Source organism: Pontibacter deserti (assembly GCF_023630255.1).
Classification (GTDB): Bacteria; Bacteroidota; Bacteroidia; order Cytophagales; family Hymenobacteraceae; genus Pontibacter; species Pontibacter deserti.
In genome coordinates, this window is record NZ_JALPRS010000001.1 from 1,814,070 (window position 1) to 1,833,047 (window position 18,978).

Annotated in this window: 15 protein-coding genes and 1 tRNA gene; 5 read left to right on the top strand and 11 right to left on the bottom strand. The window is 44.8% G+C overall.

Annotated features, from left to right (window positions below; translation table 11 throughout):
* Positions 1-34: 34 nt before the first annotated feature.
* Positions 35-844 carry a 3-deoxy-8-phosphooctulonate synthase gene (kdsA, locus tag MJ612_RS07810; protein WP_187032941.1) on the bottom strand — a complete coding sequence of 270 codons (810 nt, stop codon included), beginning with the start codon at positions 842-844 and terminating at the stop codon, positions 35-37.
* A gap of 56 nt (positions 845-900) precedes the next feature.
* On the bottom strand, positions 901-1,488 hold the full coding sequence (locus MJ612_RS07815) for a class I SAM-dependent methyltransferase (protein WP_187032942.1): 588 nt from the start codon (positions 1,486-1,488) through the stop codon (positions 901-903).
* 96 nt (positions 1,489-1,584) lie between these two features.
* On the opposite strand from MJ612_RS07815, the gene MJ612_RS07820 reads away from it, so the two are divergent.
* Positions 1,585-2,526, top strand: a complete 942-nt coding sequence (locus tag MJ612_RS07820; protein WP_187032943.1) for a hypothetical protein — start codon at positions 1,585-1,587, stop codon at positions 2,524-2,526.
* Positions 2,527-2,725: 199 nt separating this feature from the next.
* Here the strand turns inward: MJ612_RS07820 and cphA are convergent, their stop codons facing one another.
* From cphA to tsaD, 9 genes are all read right to left on the bottom strand, one after another.
* Complete coding sequence (gene cphA, locus MJ612_RS07825) at positions 2,726-5,353, bottom strand: cyanophycin synthetase (protein WP_187032944.1); 2,628 nt, start codon at positions 5,351-5,353, stop codon at positions 2,726-2,728.
* A gap of 359 nt (positions 5,354-5,712) precedes the next feature.
* Positions 5,713-5,783: transfer RNA gene (locus MJ612_RS07830), tRNA-Cys, on the bottom strand.
* An 88-nt stretch (positions 5,784-5,871) separates the two neighbouring features.
* Positions 5,872-6,363, bottom strand: coding sequence for a cupin domain-containing protein (locus MJ612_RS07835; RefSeq protein WP_187032945.1), 492 nt, complete (start codon positions 6,361-6,363; stop codon positions 5,872-5,874).
* Between the two features lie 231 nt (positions 6,364-6,594).
* Positions 6,595-8,475 (bottom strand): 30S ribosomal protein S1, encoded by a 1,881-nt coding sequence (rpsA, locus tag MJ612_RS07840; RefSeq protein ID WP_187032946.1) that lies wholly within the window; start codon positions 8,473-8,475, stop codon positions 6,595-6,597.
* A gap of 517 nt (positions 8,476-8,992) precedes the next feature.
* The gene (locus MJ612_RS07845; RefSeq protein WP_187032947.1) at positions 8,993-9,496 is read right to left on the bottom strand and encodes an HNH endonuclease; all 504 of its coding nucleotides are present in this window, start codon (positions 9,494-9,496) and stop codon (positions 8,993-8,995) included.
* Positions 9,497-9,575: 79 nt separating this feature from the next.
* Complete coding sequence (locus MJ612_RS07850; RefSeq protein ID WP_250419094.1) at positions 9,576-10,355, bottom strand: C40 family peptidase; 780 nt, start codon at positions 10,353-10,355, stop codon at positions 9,576-9,578.
* Positions 10,356-10,469: 114 nt separating this feature from the next.
* Entirely contained in the window at positions 10,470-10,937 is a 468-nt protein-coding gene (smpB, locus tag MJ612_RS07855) for an SsrA-binding protein SmpB (RefSeq protein WP_187032948.1), read from the bottom strand.
* Entirely contained in the window at positions 10,938-11,333 is a 396-nt protein-coding gene (locus MJ612_RS07860; RefSeq protein ID WP_187032949.1) for a thioesterase family protein, read from the bottom strand.
* 53 nt (positions 11,334-11,386) lie between these two features.
* A complete protein-coding gene (gene tsaD, locus MJ612_RS07865) occupies positions 11,387-12,394 on the bottom strand; it encodes a tRNA (adenosine(37)-N6)-threonylcarbamoyltransferase complex transferase subunit TsaD (RefSeq protein ID WP_187032950.1) in 1,008 nt (335 codons plus the stop codon).
* A 3-nt stretch (positions 12,395-12,397) separates the two neighbouring features.
* On the opposite strand from tsaD, the gene MJ612_RS07870 reads away from it, so the two are divergent.
* The 4 genes from MJ612_RS07870 to MJ612_RS07885 all read left to right on the top strand — a co-directional run bounded on the left by MJ612_RS07870 (position 12,398) and on the right by MJ612_RS07885 (position 18,977).
* Positions 12,398-16,927 (top strand): translocation/assembly module TamB domain-containing protein, encoded by a 4,530-nt coding sequence (locus MJ612_RS07870; RefSeq protein ID WP_449580851.1) that lies wholly within the window; start codon positions 12,398-12,400, stop codon positions 16,925-16,927.
* A gap of 102 nt (positions 16,928-17,029) precedes the next feature.
* On the top strand, positions 17,030-17,926 hold the full coding sequence (locus MJ612_RS07875) for a cell division protein FtsX (protein ID WP_187032952.1): 897 nt from the start codon (positions 17,030-17,032) through the stop codon (positions 17,924-17,926).
* A gap of 1 nt (position 17,927) precedes the next feature.
* A complete protein-coding gene (locus tag MJ612_RS07880) occupies positions 17,928-18,143 on the top strand; it encodes a DUF3098 domain-containing protein (RefSeq protein WP_187032953.1) in 216 nt (71 codons plus the stop codon).
* A complete protein-coding gene (locus MJ612_RS07885) occupies positions 18,144-18,977 on the top strand; it encodes an undecaprenyl-diphosphate phosphatase (protein WP_187032954.1) in 834 nt (277 codons plus the stop codon).
* The last annotated feature ends 1 nt before the right edge of the window (position 18,978 follow it).

Here is an 18,978-nt window from a genome sequence, read left to right on the forward strand (position 1 = left end):
TCTAATTACTAACATCTAAGTACTAAACTCCAATTTATATTACAGCCTGACGAATTCTGATTAACTTCAGTAGCAAGTCTTCCAGTTGGTCTAACGGCAGCATGTTCGCGCCATCAGATTTAGCTATACTTGGCTGCGGATGCGTTTCGATAAATAGGCCATCAGCGCCTACTGCAATGGCAGCTTTCGCTATTGTCTCTATTAACGCTGGCTTGCCACCTGTAACGCCTGAGCTTTGGTTAGGCTGCTGCAACGAGTGTGTTACATCCATCACTACCGGAGCGCCTGTCGCTTTCATTTCCGGCAGGTTACGGAAGTCTACCACCAGGTCAGAATAACCAAAGCTGTTACCACGGTCGGTAAGTATAACCTTATCATTTCCTGATTCGCGTACTTTATCAACAGCATAGCGCATCGACTCACCAGACAAAAACTGGCCCTTCTTGATGTTTACTACTTTACCTGTATTAGCAGCAGCTACTAAAAGGTCTGTCTGTCGGCACAGGAAAGCTGGTATCTGAAGCACATCCACGTACTCGGCAGCCATTGCAGCCTCATCCGATTCATGAATATCCGTAACAGTAGGTACATCAAAAGTCTGGCTTACTTTCTTAAGTATACGCAGTGCCTTTTCATCACCTATGCCAGTAAAAGAATCCAAGCGGGAGCGATTTGCCTTGCGGTAAGAACCTTTAAAAATAAGCGGAATCTCAAGCCTGTCAGTTATATCTTTCAGGCGTTCTGCAATCTGTAGTGCCATTTCTTCACCCTCAATGGCACATGGGCCAGCCATTAAAAAGAAGTTGCCGCTTAGTGTATGGTGTAGTTTTGGTATCTCGAACATAGTATAAGTTGATTGGTAACTATAGTACAAAAGTACACAATTAGAACCTGATGCGCTTACTTCTTTTGCAGGTTAATAAAAAGCTCACGCCCCTGCCGGGGTGTAATAGAGTTATATGCCCGCTCGAAATGTATAAACTTAAAGTATGGCTCAAAGTACTTTTTATACTCATCTGCCGATCCGCCAAACGGAGGGCCATCCTGGGTAAAAGTGGTATCGAACAGCAAACCCACCAACTTGCCGCCGGACACCAGTAACACCGCACATTTACGGGCATAAGCAGCACGCAGGTCCGGGTCCAGTGCACAGAAAAAGGTTTGCTCTATAATCAGGTCATACTCCCCTTTCAGATCAAAGAAATTCTGCAGCAACAAATGGTCTTTCGGGAAATCTGGCACCCGACCGGCAAAATGCTCTAAAGGTGCCGGTGCTACATCCGCAACGTATACGTGTGTAAAGCCCTGCTCAAATAAATATTCAGCTTCATAAGCATTGCCACAACCCGGAATAAGTATCCGCAGCTCTTTGTTTGTCAGCTGATCAAAATATGTCTTCAGGGGAGTCGTTATACTTTGGGTATCCCAACCAGTCTGTTTATTCTGATACCGTTGCTGCCAGTAATTTGCGTTAAAATCTTGTTTCATGAGGTTGAGATATATAATGCAAAAGTCTTATATTTGATACTTATAGAAAGCCTAAAGTATACACATTGGCTTAAAAACAAAAAACAATCTATACTTATGTCGACGAACACACCCGAGAACAGAGGTAACAAAAAACTCTTGATTGTAGGTTTTATCGTAATCCTGACCAGTATAAATGGTATCCTGCTTTACATGAACTACCAGAAAAAGGAGAAAGCGGAAGAGCAGGAGGAAGTGATTCGGGTGAAAAACACGGAGTTAGAGAACCAGATTAAAGTATACGAAGCCCTTAAAGCTGATTTTGAACGCCAGAGCCAGGAACTACAGGCGATGGGTCTTGAGAATGATTCGCTTGAGTCTAAGATTGCTGCCATTACCGCCGACCTGGAAAAACTACGTGGTTTCCGTACCAGCAGCTACAGCCTGGCCGACCAGCGAAAGTTCCGAGAGAGAGCTAAAGCTTTTGAGCAGCAGCTGGTTGAAAAAGACAGAGAGATTGTGAAGCTGAAAGAGGATAATGAGGTATTGTTTACAGAGAATACTTCCCTGAAAACAACACAGAACAAGCTTTCGGATAGCCTTACCACCATGAAGTCGACAAACCAGAACCTGACAGAAAAGGTAAAACTGGCATCGCGACTGGAAGCCAAGAACATCAGCGTAAACGTGGTGAACCAGCGTGGCAAAGAAAAAGACGACAACGATAATGAGTTCAGAGCCAAAACTGTAGACAAGATAAAAGTTGCTTTTAACCTGGGCCAGAACGACGTAGCTCCTAAAGAGCCTAAAACCATTTACATGCGCCTGATAGAACCAGACGGAGCAGCTTTATATAACCTTGCTACGGGTGCAGGTACGTTCCAGATTGATGGCGAAGACATGTACTATACTGCCAAGCGTGACATCGTTTTCGATAACACGCAACAGCAGGTAAGTTATGTATATGATAAAAATGCTGCTTATAAGAAAGGTCAGCATACTATAGAACTCTATGCTGATGGTTTCCTGATTGGCAGAACGTCTTTTATACTGAAATAAGAGACAGTTTAACTTATAGAAAAGCCCCTGCATCAGTAGGGGCTTTTTTATTTTAATGGACTTTATACCTTATTTCCTGCTAAGCCTTTAAAGTATAGCTATACTTCCCGGTAAGCGTACAGGTATAAAAAAAGCCCCTTCCTCAGGAAGGGGTCTTAGTCCATCGTTCACAAGTCAATAGCGCTAACAAACGTATAGTTTATTCAACTAGCATTTTTCTGTCCTGAATTACTTTAAAGCTTTCTACCATTCTCACCGATTCTGAGATGTCTTCTGTAAAGATGGCTACAAAAGAATCAGGTTGGGCATGCTCCAGAGCATAGGCAATAGCACGCATCTCTTCAGGTATAAGCTTAACTGGTTTTCCCGGGCTGGCATCTTCTATACCACGCATCAGGGGCTCAATTATCTCTTCGGCAGTTCTGCCACGCAGGTCGTTATCTAAACGCACAATTACTTCATGAAAAATATTTCCGGCTACCACACCTAACTCATAGAAGTCTTCTGTACGGCGGTCGCCTACCCCGGCAATAATCCCGACTTTATGGGTGGCTTCCAGGCTATCTACAAACTCTCCAATAGCCTTCATGCCACCTACGTTATGAGCGTAATCAACCAATACCTCGAAATGTGGGAACTTGAACAAGTTCATTCGACCCGGTGTTTTAGAAGGCGATGGAATAAATGTTCTGAGCGAAGTTTTTATTTCCTCAATCTCGAAATGAGAGATATAGCCTGCCAGCGTTGCCGCCAGAATGTTTTCAATATTGAATTTAGCACGTCCGCCAAAAGTTAACGGTACATCGGCTACGCGATCGATACGGATCTTATAGCTGTTCTTAAAGATGGAAATATACCCATTCTCAAACACAGCAGCCAGACCGCCCTTTGCAATATGCTTTAAGATGCGCGGGTTGTTCTCATCCATACTAAAGAAAGCCACTTTACACTGTAGCCCTTCAGCCATTGCATAAACCAGGTCATCATCGGCATTTAGTACAGCATAACCATCCGGGCTTACACTTTTCGGTATTACCGCTTTCACCTGTGCCAGCTCTTCTAACGTATGAATATCACGCAGACCAAGATGGTCGGAACTTACGTTGGTTACAATACCTATATCGCATTGCTGGAAGCCCAGCCCCGAACGGAGTAGGCCACCACGAGCACACTCCAGAACGGCAAAGTTTACAGTAGGGTCTTTTAACACAAATTCTGCACTAAAAGCACCAGTTGTGTCGCCTTTCTCCAGCAACTTATCCTGAATGTATATTCCATCGGTGGTAGTATACCCTACCTGATACCCTTTGTGCTTTACCATGTGCGCAATGAGGCGCGTAGTAGTTGTCTTACCGTTTGTTCCGGTTACTGCGATTATCGGGATTCGGGCTGGCCTGCCATGCGGGAACAGCATGTCTACAACAGGCTCTGCCACGTTACGAGGTAGGCCATATGTTGGAGAAATATGCATTCTGAAACCTGGGGCAGCGTTTACTTCCAGCACAGCACCCCGGGTTTCATTCAGGGGTATGGCAATGTCTGTAGTCATTATATCAATACCACAAATATCCAGACCAATGATTCCGGCTATGCGCTCAGCCATCAGTATGTTGTAAGGATCAACCAGGTCGGTAACATCAGTGGCTGTGCCCCCGGTGCTTATATTAGCTGTACTTTTAAGATAGATCTCCTCTCCTGCCGGCACCACTGATTGTGTGGTAAGGCCCATGTTCTTCAGCAGATTCTTGGTATGCTGATCGATCTTGATTTTGGTTAGTACTTTCTCGTGACCAATACCACGTCTCGGATCTTTATTCTCTTTATCTATAAGCTGTTTTATAGTTGATACGCCATCGCCTGTAACCATAGCAGGTGTGCGCTTGGCAGCTGCTACAAACTTGCCATTGATCACCAGTAATCTGAAATCGAAGCCGGTTACAAATTGCTCTACTATAACACCCTGAGAATACTTACGTGCTTCTGCAAAGCCTTTTTTTGCATCAACCAGATTTGTGATATTGATGGTGGCACCTTTACCATGATTACCGTCCAGTGGTTTAGTTACCAACGGGAAGCCAAGCCAGGTGGTAGCACGGCGTAGTTCTTCGTGTGAATAAACGGTAGTACCTTTTGGTACAGGTATACCGGCATCGCTTAACAGATCTTTAGTGGCATTCTTATCACCGGCAATTTCTACAGCAAAGCAGGCAGTGCTACACGTCATGGTAGCCTGTATACGCTTCTGATACTTTCCGTATCCTAGTTGTATCAGCGAGTGCCGGTCCAGGCGGATATAAGGTATCCCGCGGCTTACTGCTTCTGAAACTATAGAGTAAGTACTTGGCCCGAAATATTCGTCTTCACGTATCTGGTGCAGGCGCTCCAGGTCATCCCATAACCTATACTTATCACCTTTTATAAGTGCCTCTGAAATACGAACGGCTGCATGGGCCGCATGTTCTCCTGCCCTTTCTTCCTGGTACGAGAAAATTACAAATACATGGTTCTCGTCGCGTGATGGGTAGCAGCGGCCGTATCCACTTTCCATACCGGCCATTGTTTGTAGTTCCAGGGCAATATGCTGTACCACATGCCCGAAAGTGGTACCTTCTTCCACCATTTTAAAGAATCCACCTTCCACTCCTTCTAAAGACCGGTGGCTTTGCATGCCCGGAAACATTTTGCGAAGGCGGTTATTAAAGTTAGGGATATCAGAAGTTAATGTGTTTCCCAGTTCTACCAGATCGAGTTTGAGAACAATGATTTTAGGGTGTTTAACGGACCAGTAATTCGGGCCGCGCATTACACGTAGGTCTACTATTTTCATGTATGTGGTACTCGTAAAGTAGTTTTAGTTATATCAGCAGAAGTAACCTTAATATCACACCTTATTGTATTACAAACTCCTGTGCTTATTTCACGACTCAGAAAATGCAATTATGTGATCACTTGCATGGCCTCTGAAACTTATTTTGAAGGTTTATTTTGGTTTATGGCTTAGTTCATTACGATGAAACAGTACAAAAGATTAGCTTATAAATAAAAAAAGAATACTATATTTTATACTTACAGTTAAGTAACAGACATAGAGACAGATAAAGCAGGAAGGTGCTAAAACAGCAGATGGGTAGAGATAAAAACAAAATGCCCCAGCTACTTTAAGTATAGCTGGGGCATTCTAGTAAGAGGTAACGAGCGGATTCGAACCGCTGTAGCAGCTTTTGCAGAGCTGAGCCTAGCCACTCGGCCACGTTACCGTGATTGGGAGTGCAAATATACAAATCTGAGTATACTTGTCAAACTATAGAAGGTTATTTTTTAACATTAATAAATTTTTAGTCATGCTTATACTTCCAACCGTCTTGCTTTACCAATTAAGTTAAGTAACGAGACTATAAAATCAGGTGGGCTAACAGACACAATCTCCTTCGGATACTTTTTCATGAGCATCGACATGTAGGTGATTGTATTAAAATTTGGCTCAAGCTTTTGATGCCCTTGGGCCGACAGCCTTGCTACAACTTTATTTAAGTCTTTAAAATAGTTATCAAACTGCATGGCAGGAGAATGGGTATTGTATACTTTAGTGATATAATCGGTTGGGTTTCGAAAAGTATGGGGTATACCTGCAGGCACTGTTATTTCTTCGCCCTGGTGCAAATGATGCCATTCACCGTTAACATTAACCTCTATCTGCCCTTCAAGTACACGGTATGTTTCCTGCGCTTCAGGATGCAGATGCACGGGCGTACCATCAGCTTGTGGCAATATCTCCCACTCCATCTCCAACGACTGTCCCTTGGTTTCTTCTGCCGTACGGATTATCCGAAGAATCATTCCGATAGGGGTAAGATCTAGCGTTTGAGTAGGGTGCGGCATAGGCTCAGGTCAAGGGTTTGCAGAGTTAAAGCATAGTGCTGGCCTATAAGTATACTTTAAAGTATAAACCCTATATACCACTTCCTTAAATATACTATTTTTTATATAAATTGTTACAAAATATAAATTATAGGTATAAAAAAAGCCCCGGATCGCTCCGGGGCTTTTTGCTATGTAACAAGCTTATTACTAAGCGTTGCTCTCTTCTTCAGAAGCTTCTTCGTCAGAACCTTTTGCTTTTTTAGCAGCAGCTTCTAACTTTTTAACACCAGCTTCTTTCTCATTCTCCATCATTTGCTCTTTCAGGGCAGAAAGGGCATCCAGGTCGCCAAGAGTAGATTTGTTTTCTACTTCTTTTGGAGCCTTAGGAGCTTTCTCTTTCTTCTCACCAGCAACTGGAGCTTTCTTAGTAGCTTTCGCTACACGGGCTGCATCAGCGCTTTCAGTGTGAGTAGCTGTATGAGAAAGGATGATCTTACGATCTTCTTTAGAGAACTCAGTTACTTTAAAGTCAAGGCTCTCGCCTGCTTCAACCTGAGAACCGTCTTCTTTCGTTAACGCTTTAGGGAAAGCAAAACCTTCGATACCGTAAGGCAACTCAAGAACTGCACCACGCTCAGACTTCTCGATTACAGTAGCTTTATGTACTGAACCGATGTTGAATACTGACTCGAAAGTATCCCAAGGGTTCTCTTCAAGCTGCTTGTGCCCTAATGCAAGTCTTCTGTTAGGAACATCAAGCTCCAGAACAACTACATCAAGGTTTTCACCAACTTTAACAAACTCAGATGGGTGCTTGATCTTCTTAGTCCAGGAAAGGTCAGAAACGTGTACAAGACCGTCAACACCTTCTTCAAGCTCTAAGAACAGACCGAAGTTAGTAAGGTTACGAACTACGCCAGTGTGCTTAGTGCCTACTGCATATTTCGTTAACACATCTTCTTTCGTCCATGGATCTTCAGTAAGCTGCTTAATGCCCAGAGACATTTTGCGCTCTTCTCTGTCAAGTGTCAATACAACTGCCTCAACCTCGTCGCCTTGCTTAATGAAGTCTTGTGGGTTGCGCAGGTGCTGAGACCATGACATTTCAGAAACGTGGATCAGACCTTCAACGCCTGGCATAAGCTCAAGGAACGCGCCGTAGTCAGCAACGTTAACGATCTTACCTTTAACTCTAGAACCAACTTCAACCTCAGCAGGAAGCGCATCCCACGGATGTGGAGTAAGCTGCTTCATACCTAGAGAAATACGCTTCTTGTCATCATCAAAGTCAAGTACTACTACCTGTACTTTCTGATCAAGATTCAATACTTCTTCCGGATGGTTGATACGGCCCCATGAAATATCTGTAATGTGAAGCAGACCGTCTACGCCACCAAGGTCGATGAACACACCGAAGTTTGTCATGTTCTTGATAACACCTTCCAGTACCTGACCACGCTCTAAGTTGTTCAGGATAGCTGCACGCTGCTGCTCCAGGTCTTTCTCGATAAGTACTTTGTGAGATACAACCACGTTGTCGAAAGCGGCGTTGATTTTCACAACTTTCACTTCCATTTTCTTACCTACAAACACATCGAAGTCGCGGATTGGCTTAACGTCGATCTGAGAACCTGGTAAGAACGCTTCAACACCATAAAGGTCCATGATAAGACCACCTTTGGTTCTTCTCTTAACAATGCCTTCAAGAATAGTATCATTCTCAAGTGCATCGTAGATTTTAGCCCAGGCAGAAACGATTTTCGCTTTCTTGCGAGACAAGATAAGCTGACCGTTTGGATCTTCCTGGTCTTCAATAAATACTTCAACTTCGTCACCAATTTTCAGATCAGGCATGTCTCTGAATTCTGAAGTAGCAACCAAGCCGTCAGATTTGAAACCGATGTTCAGGATCACGTCACGATCAGTGATACCAACAACAGTTCCTTTAACAACCTCCTGCTCCTGTACGGTAGTCAGGGTGTCGTCATACATTTTTTCCATTTCGGCTTTCTCTTCTTTGCTGTAGCCACCGCCGAAACCTTGAGACTCAAACTTGTCCCAATCGAAATTTTCTGGAGAATTACTCATATTGTTCTGTTGCTCTGGAGAAGCCACCGGCTTAGAGCAATGGGCCGGTTTGGTTTAGTTTTACATTTCCTGCTGATTTACAGGTCCATTCACCTGAATGAGCCGCAAAAGTAACTCTTTTTCAGATTAAAAACCAATGCTTATTAAGGGAAAGTATAAGTACTGTTAGCTAAAAGAAGTATAAGCTTAGGGAAAGTATAGATTTTATCCCCATCCCGGCTTCCTGATTATAGTTCTATAGTTGGTGTTTTACTTACCCCACTCCTCTCTTGAGATGCGACTTACAGCAAGACCATGATTGCATTTATAGGTCTATAGTTACAGTCTATGGGGAACAAGTCACGGCGTTTACTTTCAGTATTTTGCCAGGATCATTAAGCGAAATGGCTGGTTTAGAATTTAATCATCCGCTTATAATTTTACACTAAAGCTATACTTTACACCAACAAGTAATACTTACTGGTTTACTATACTTTATATATAGCAAACTAAATATTTTAGCACAGCTATAGTTACATTATTCCTTCACACCCAGGTACATTCCCCAATCCTGATTAGCTGGTGTTAGCTGCATTTTAAGGAAATACTGAAGGGATGGCTTTATAGGTTTTTGCATCAGTTTCAGCCCCGCCTCTTCCGGGGTTCTGTCGCCTTTCCGGATGTTGCAGCGGGAGCACGCCGTAACCAGATTCTGCCAGTTACTCCCTCCTCCCCTGCTTCTGGGCAACAGGTGATCTAAGGTCAGGTTCTTTACAGTACCGCAGTACTGGCAAGTATAGTTATCCCTACGCATGATGTTATGTCGGCTTAAGGCAATACCATGGTAAGGCACATGCACATAGCGCTGCAACCGGATAACAGACGGAACGGGATATACTTTGGAAATAGTGTGGAGCTGCTCAGTTTCCGATTTAGTCACCATTTCAGCTTTATCGAGGTATACGAGCAGGAAGGCCTTGTGCACCGAGCACACTGCAATGGCACTGAAGTCCTGATTAAGGATGAGAACTTTGTCTTTCATAGGTTGCACACTGTACTGAACTATAAGCTTCTACGGAAAAAACCGGCAGCTTACGGTAAAGTTCAATGGAAATAGCAGCCTATGCCTGAAAAATCCGTTTTATGATGCGAAGTTTATGGGAATAGCGTTTGCGGTCGGCGTTATAAATGCCATTATGATCCAGGGTATCAATACGCACTTCGCCACTGGCATGCATTATCTTCTGATCTTCTAAAACGATGCCTACGTGTATAATACGCCCTTCCTCATTATCAAAAAAGGCAAGATCGCCGGGTTGGGTCTGGTTCACAAAATGTACTTCTTCGCCACTAGTAACCTGCTGGTAAGCATCGCGGGGCAGCTGCACGCCACAGATACCATATACCTGTTGGGCAAAGCCTGAGCAGTCTATCCCGAACACTGATTTACCACCCCACAGGTAAGGTGCCTTCATAAAATTATGGGCTACTTTAACCAGTTGGGCAGTATTAGACTCTACGCCAGGGTTAGAAGCACGGCCGCTATAATGGTACATCTGTTCGCCAATGCGCACGTTGATACCATCAAAAAAAGGCAGATAAGCACCTATACCTACTGGTATGCGCCCATCAGCATTACTTACTATCTGCACCAGGTCCAGAGCGCGCGGGTGTTGTGCTTGTTTCCACTCCTGGTAATATTCTTTTGAAACCGGCGTATGCTGATTCTGGTCAACCCAGCCTTGGTAACCATCTGTGGCTAGCTGTATGCGCACCCATTTCTCCTGGCGACTTATGATCTCATAGCACTCCCCAAAGAGCAACTGTGTTACCAGTTCGGCCCTGTTAGATGGTTCGGCGCGCATCGGCACCAGGCTCAGCATACTTATTCCGTAGTCCAATTTCTTTAATTTTGAATGAGTGAATTTTGAATAACTGAATATCTAGGAATTGAATTCTGAAGGTGTGTAGGAATTTAAATATTCACTCATTCACTCCGTCAAAATTCAAAATTATTAATAGCCACTTCTGTCCAGCTCGCGTTTGATGTCTTTGGCTTTGATGTCTTCGCGCTTGTCGTATAGTTTCTTACCGCGTGCAAGGGCAATCTCTACTTTGGCAAAACCTCGGTCGTTAATGAAAAAACGAGTTGGGATGATGGTTACCCCCTGCTCTTCGGCACCTTTCTCCAGTTTGCGCAGCTCCCGTTTGTTAAGCAACAATTTGCGCGGGCGCATGGGTTCGTGGTTATAGTGCGTACCTTCGGTGTAGGTAGAGATATGCGTGTTATGCAGCCACAACTCTTCGTTATGGAAAACACAGTACCCATCCTGCATGTTCACTTTGCCTTCGCGTATCGATTTGATTTCGGTACCCATCAGCATAATACCGGCGGTATACTTCTCCAGGAACTGGTACTCGAAGGAGGCCCTGCGGTTAACAATGTTTACGTGTTTCTGTATTCTGTCCTTGTCTTTGGCCATTTATACTTGCTTTGGTGCCAAAACTTTGGCTAATTTTTCTTTTTTCAAAATTTTCTGACCGGTTTCTCCGTCTGCTACTAACCTGTCTCCTACGCGGGCTTCATAACTGCAGATCACTTCGTGGCCGTTCACTTCTTTTAAAGTGGCAGTTATAGTTATAGTTTCACTTTCAAAAGCAGGTCCTTTATGGTTGATCGTCAGAAAAGTACCTATCCCTTCTTCATCCTTTTCTTTCATCTCCAGCACAAACAATCTACCGGCCCACTCCGCAGCCTGAGCCAGCGAAAATGTAGAGCAAACAGCATGTACCAAGCCATCCTCAAAACGGGCAAAGTCCGCAGCAGTTACAAGCTTCTGGTATACTTTGGTGTCGCCTAACTGGAAAGGGTTATGCATTTTTTATGAATCTGGATTTACAGGATGAATAGATTTCAGTTACTATCCTAAAACTATAATTTCATTCTCGGATCAGGGCTGGCATACTGGTCAGCGAAGTCTCCTTTAAGGTACTGGTAATGGGCAGCCATCGCAATCATACCTGCATTGTCGGTACAGTATTGGAAGGCGGGGATATACACATTCCAGTTATACTTCTTGGCATAGTCCTGCAGGGCAGCACGCAAGCCAGAGTTAGCCGACACCCCACCGGCAATCGCTACTTCTTTTATACCTAAGTCCTTTGTGGCCTGCACCACTTTCTTCAGCAAGGTCTTGATTAACGTATGTTGCACACTGGCGCAAATATCGTTTATGTTTTCCTGTACAAAGTTCGGGTTCTCCTTCGTTCTATCTCTCAGGAAGTATAACACAGAAGTTTTGATACCACTGAAAGAGTAATCGTAGCCGGGCATGTTACCCACCGGGAACTCGAACGCTTTCGGGTTACCCTGGGCAGCTGCTTTGTCCAGCATCGGTCCGCCCGGGTAAGGCAGGCCTAGCATTTTGGCAGTTTTATCGAAGGCCTCTCCTACTGCATCGTCGGTAGTTTGCCCGATGATCTCCATATCCAGGTGGTCTTTTACCAACACGATCTGGGTATGGCCACCGCTAACGGTCAGGCACAGGAACGGAAAGTTTGGTTTCGGGTCTTCTATAAAATGGGCCAGAATGTGTGCCTGCATGTGGTTTACATCGATCAGCGGGATGTTTAAACCCAGTGCAAACGACTTGGCAAACGAGCAGCCAACCAGCAAGGCACCTAAAAGGCCGGGGCCACGCGTAAAAGCCACTGCACTTAACTCATTTTTAGTTACATTTGCTGTGTTTAAGGCTTCGGTTACAACAGGTATAATGTTTTGCTGATGTGCTCTGGAAGCAAGTTCTGGTACCACGCCGCCATACTTTTCGTGAACGGCCTGAGTAGCAATTATATTCGACAAAACTTTGCCGCCGCGAATAACGGCTGCCGAGGTCTCGTCGCAGGAAGATTCAATAGCTAAAATTGTAGGTTCGGTCATCTTTTGGAAAAAGAACAGTCCATAAATTACTTCAAAGTTATAGGAAAAGCTATTCTTAAAATAGTTTTGGGGCTGTTTGCATTCCTTTTGTTGCTATTTATACTTGTTTTTTTTGCTATCCGCATACCTGCCGTTCAGACTAAAATAGCCCAACGCGCCGCTACCTGGCTCTCCGAAGCTACAAATCATGATGTATCAGTAGGCCGTGTCGACATTGAGTTTTTCAGTAACGTGATTCTGGAACGGGTACAGGTACGCGACTATAAACAGAACGAGCTCTTCTACGTTGGCCGCATCGAAGCCGATATTGCCGCTTTCTCAATCCTGAACCCGAACTCGCTGAGTATAGCCACCCTGGAGCTGCAGGAGCCACGCGCCAACCTGGTATACTATCAAGGATCAGATACCCTGAATGCCGGTGCCTTCTTCAGCGCTCTCAGCGATCTGTTTGTAAAAGACACCACCAAAGTTTCCAAACCCTTTAAGTTCGACCTGCAGGAGCTTATACTTAAGAACGGCCGCTTTACTTACGACGATTTTAACAAGCCACTATCTGAGCATGGCATGGACTATGCCCACCTGACCGTGGACAGCATTTACGGCCATTTCGATGAGCTTGTACTTGCTGATACGTTAAAAGCCAACATCTCCAACTTCAGCGCCATCGAGACACGCTCCAATACCAACCTGCGCCGCCTCGATACAAAGATGACCTATTCCGCCACGTTCTGGGAATGGGCCGACCTGAATTTAAGGGTGCAGGATAGCCATGTGCGGGACTATGTGCGTTTCGACTTCAAACGGTTTGGCAACTTCAGGAATTTTAACGACAGCGTTACCATGACGGCCAACCTGCACGATTCGTACGCCTACGCCCGCGACATCTCCATATTCACAACGCTGCTGAAAGGTTATGAGAACGAAGAGATACAAATAAACTCCATCAACTATAAAGGAAAGGTATCAAACTTTAAAGCTGATAGTGTTGATCTTAAGTATGGCCAGAACACGCATATAGTAGGAAGTATAAGTGCCGATGGATTACCAAACGTACGGGAAACTTTCGCCAACCTGAAACTGCAACCATCCACGATAGATGCCGACGACATTAAACAGTTCCTGCCACGCGATGCTTATGAAGTTGTAGATCGTTTGGGAATCGTAAAGCTGGATGGCCGTTTCCTGGGTTTTTACAACGACTTTGTAGCCAACGGTAGTTTTGTAACGGCTCTGGGCAATGTTCGTTCCGACATCAACTTAAAAATAGACGACGACAAGCGCAGCTCCTCTTATAAAGGATTTGTAAGCACCAACGGCTTTAACCTGGGCAAACTCATTAACCGCACCGACCTAATCCAGACCATTTCGATGAGCGGTAAGGTGGCCGGATCGGGCTTTACCCTGGAGGACGCCAACGTAGATATGGATGCTACTATCCGGCAGCTATACTTTAAGAACTATAACTATCAGAACATAGTAGCCAACGGCAACCTGAGCCGGCAGAAGTTTGTAGGTGAAGTCTCTGTAAACGATCCGAACCTTGTAATAGCTGCTGATGGTGAAATTTTCCTGAACGATGGCGAGCAGGCTTTTAATGTTATGGCGAACCTGCAGAAGGTAGACCTTAGAGCTCTCGGCTTATCCAAAGATCCGTTTACCGTCAGCGCCAACGCTAACCTCGATTTCAAAGGCCTGCGCCTGGATGACTTTGTAGGTGTAGCCAGCTTTGCCAACGCAACTATAAATTATAAAGGAAAAGAGCTGGCCTTAGATTCACTTTATATTAACTCAGAAATTGTGGAAGGACAACGGGCGCTAAATCTTGTTTCAGATCTGGTAACCCTGAACCTGGATGGCAACTTTGCTTACTCTACGCTTATAGATGACCTGACCCAACTGGCAGAAGAGTATAAACTCAATTTTGAAAGTATAGATGCCGCCACCCAAGCCTATTACCGACGCAAGGCAAAAGGCGATGCAAAGGATTATGCCCTGAACTATACTTTATACCTGAAGGATGCCAACCCGCTTCTTCAGCTATTTGTGCCTGACCTGGCCATATCTAAGAATACAAATATTGAAGGTTCGTTTACGCATGGCAACACGGTTATAGTTAACATGTTCGGCACAATAGATACCATCTCCTATGCCGACTATAACCTCTACCGCAATACGTTCGACATTACTTCTTCTAAATTACAGCACAGCCCTGATGTGCTCGCAAGTATAATTTATACTTCGGAGCAGCAACAATTGCCAACTGCCGGCCAGACACAGGATTTTTACCTGGAAGGCATCTGGAGTGAGCGTAAGATAGACTTTGCCACCAGCGTGCGGCAGCCAGAAGAAAACAACCGCGCTACCATTACCGGCGACCTCAATTTCCTGGAGAACCAGATACAGCTGGTATTTGATAAATCTAACATTGTGCTCCGCGATATGCCCTGGGCCTTTACACCAGGCAACACTATAGTTATCGGTGATGCGGGCAGAACCATTAACTTCGAAAACTTTGCAGTAACCAACCAGGAGCAGGTAGTACGAGCAGCAGGCACTATTTCCGAAGACCCGAACAGCAGGCTTACCTTAAATGTAGAACAGTTTGACCTGCGCAACCTGAATACCCTGATGACCGAAAAGATTGCCGGAACGCTTAACGGGCAGATTGTGGCACAGGATATTTACAACCGTGCTCTGCTCAACATTACCGCACGTGTTGATTCCTTTCATTTGGATGACTTCCTGATTGGGAATATTGACGGCACAGCCAACTGGAACAATACACTGAAGCAAATGGTGGTAGATGTGGGCATCGACAGGAATAACAAAAAGGTGCTGACAGTAACAGGTAACTATAACCCTAATGCCACCGAAGACCAGCTGGACCTGCTTGCCGTGATGGACCAGGCACAGCTCAAAATGGTAGAGCCACTCATCAAACCTATACTTTCTGACCTTGAGGGAGACATGGAAGGGCGTGTGCGTATACTTGGCAGGCTCGGTGCACCAATTCTGAAAGGCTCGGTGATGGTATCAAACGGGCAGTTTAAATTCGATTACCTGAACACCACTTACCACTTTAACGATCGTGTTTACCTTGGCCCGAACAGTATCAGTTTCCGGAATGCTCAATTGAAAGACCTGTTTGGCAACTCTGCAACTGTTACAGGCGGCATTGCCCACGACGGGTTCGAAAACATGGTAATAGACCTGAGCGCCCGCTACCGCAATTTCATGATACTGAACACAACGGCTGAGCACAACGAATTATATTACGGAACTGCCTTTGGAACAGGAACTGCCAGTATACTTGGTCCGGTAGATAACCTGCGCATAAACGTGGATGCCCGCAGCGAAGAGAACACCCGTCTTGTTATTCCCTTGGATAACCAGGAAAGTATAGCCCGCAAAGACTTCATTAATTTTGTTACCCGCACCCCGGATAGCCTGGCAGTGGCCGTAGATGATCAGAAAGTGGACCTGTCAGGCATCAACATGAATTTCAACCTGGATGTGACCGATGATGCTTATTTCGAGATCATTATAGATAGAACAACCGGTGACGTAATTCGCGGATCCGGCAGCGGCGATATAAGAATGACCATCGACACACGCGGGGACTTTAACATGTTTGGCGTGTTTGAGATCTCGAAAGGGGCATATAACCTGAATTTGCTGGAAGGACTGGTAACCCGCGAATTTAACGTACAGCCTGGCAGTACCATCACCTGGAACGGAGATCCATTGGGCGGCATCATGAACATTACAGGTAACTATACCCAGATGGCATCGCTGCCGGTACAGGAAACAAGCACCTTGCAAGGCCGCTACCCTATAACTGCCGTTATTGACCTGGATGGACCATTGCTTACGCCGCAGATTACTTTGGGGTTAAATTTTGACCAGGTACCTCAAACTGCAGAAACCGAAGCCTTGACGAGCGCCATACAAAGTGATGAAGCCGAGCTGAACCGGCAGGTATTCAGTTTAATGGTTTTGGGCAGATTATCACCACAAGGAACATTTAGCACAGTAGATGCGGGCTCCACGGCGGTAGGTGGTAGTTTGGGTAGTTTGCTCTCAGGCCAGCTAAGCAGCTTCCTGAACAGTATAGACAGTAACCTTGAAATTGATATAGGTCTGGGAAATATTGACCAGGATGCACTTTCGTCGTTACAGGTACGTTTAAGTTATTCGTTTTTCCAGGGCAGGCTGCGTGTAACAAGCGAAGCAGGTTTAGGTACAAGTAACGTAGTGGGCACCACAAGCGACAATAGTTACCAGGGAGACTGGTCACTGGAGTATTATATAACAAAAAGCGGTGAGCTACGCGGACGTTTAGAGTATAACACCATTCCGCGCGGGCTGGTAGACAGGCGAACAAACCGCCAAAGTTTTAGTTTACTGCATACCAAGCGCTTCGATAACCTGAAAGAACTGTTTATGAGCAACCGACGCCAACGAAGGCTCGAAGAACAGGAACGAGAGCAGATCATACTTGACTCCGACCCAAGACTGAACCTGGAACAATAAATAAAAGCCCTGCCAGTTACTTGTGCAGGGCTTTTTGTTTTACCACTAACTCCTTTCCTTATTTTTAAAATATATTCCTAATTTTGTATGGAAGGAGTACCTATGGCAAAGCAACACAAATCTGTTAAAAAGAAGAAGCTCGGAAATTACCCACATACCATGGTGGTGTTTAGTATCTCACTCGCCCTGTTCGTGATCGGGCTGTTTGGGTTGCTGCTCATCCACGCCAGTAAATTATCCGAAAAAGTGAAGGAAAGTATTGAAATGCAGCTTTACCTTGACAAGAACTTAACGGGCGTACAGCTTGCCAATATCCAGAAAAAATTAGCCGCTAAAGAATACGTGGCAGTAAAAGGCGATACGGCTCAGGTTCGTTTTGTTTCGAAAGAAGAAGGCGCCAAAGCCTTTTTAGAAGAAACCGGCGAAGATTTTATGTCCTTTTTAGGGGAGAACCCGCTGCGCGATGCCTATGTGCTTAAAATAAATGCTGATAATGCGACCTCTGCCCAGCTTAAGGGTATAAAAAACGACCTGGAAGGAATAGAAGGCGTGCACGAAGTACAGTATGTAGAAAGCCTGATCGAATCCATCAACACCAACATTAAAAAGATCAGTATTATACTGCTTGGCTTTGCAGCGATACTTTTATTAGTAGTAACTATACTTATTAATAATACAATAAAACTGGCCTTATACTCGCAACGCTTCCTGATCCGAAGTATGCAGTTGGTTGGTGCTACCGGTTACTTTATACAGCGCCCTTTCCTGAAGCGGGCAGCATGGCAGGGCGTTATGAGCGGGGTCATAGCCTCTCTACTTCTTTTTGGCCTGATGCAATACGCTTATACCCAGATCGAAGAACTGAAACTGCTCCGCGACGACGAGCAGACCTATATCCTGATGGGGGCACTACTCGTAATTGGCTGCATTATCGGGTTCCTGAGCTCTTACCGCTCGGTGCGCAAATACCTGCGCTTATCACTAGATGAACTATATTAACATGGAAAATAAAGACAGACTTGCCTTTGGCAGAAAAAATTACATCCTGATGCTGGTTGGCATTGTGGTACTGGCAATCGGTTTCATCATCATGACACTGGATACTGAGCAGTACGGACTTGGCTTTATGGGAATTACCTTAGGCCCTATCGTTGTATTCACCGGATTCATCATCGAATTTTTTGCCATCCTTGTAAAAGACAAAAACCACCACTAAATGAGCGTTTGGCAGGCTATACTTTTAGCCATTATTGAAGGACTTACCGAGTTTTTACCTATTTCCTCTACCGGGCACATGATCATTGCATCAGCCCTGATGGGAATAAATGAGTTACCGATTACCAAAATCCTGACAGTTAATATCCAGTTTGGGGCTATACTTTCGGTGGTGGTGCTGTACTGGCGCCGCTTTCTGCAAAGCTTCGAGTTTTATAAAAAGCTGCTGATTGCCTTTATACCTGCTGCCGTAATTGGCTTTGCGCTAAATGATGTGGTAGATGCCATGCTGGAGAGCGTAGTGATAACTGCTGTTTCACTGGTTATAGGTGGTGTGGTGCTGTTATTTGTAGACAAGTGGTTTGCTTACGCTGAAAAGACCTCTGTAAACTATAAAAATGCCTTCCTGATAGGTTTAGCGCAATGTGTGGCTATGATACCAGGCGTTTCGCGCTCGGCTGCATCTATTATAGGTGGTATGGCACAGGGCATAGATCGTAAAACAGCTGCAGAATTCTCCTTTTTCCTGGCGGTGCCTACTATGCTGGCTGCAGCTACGTACAAACTTCTCACAGACCTGTTGCAACTGGAAATATCCGATATCGTGAAATTCGATTGGGAGAAAATTCAGAATAGTTTTGAAATAATTACTCCTAACGACCTAAAGCTGCTGTTGATCGGTAATTTTGTAGCCTTTATAGTTGCCATGCTGGCTATCCGCTTTTTTATAAGTTTCCTGACCAAGTATGGCTTTAAGATGTTTGGCTACTACCGAATAGCATTAGGTATTCTGCTGCTGGCGCTGCTGGCATTGGGAGTAGATTTAAAAGTATAAA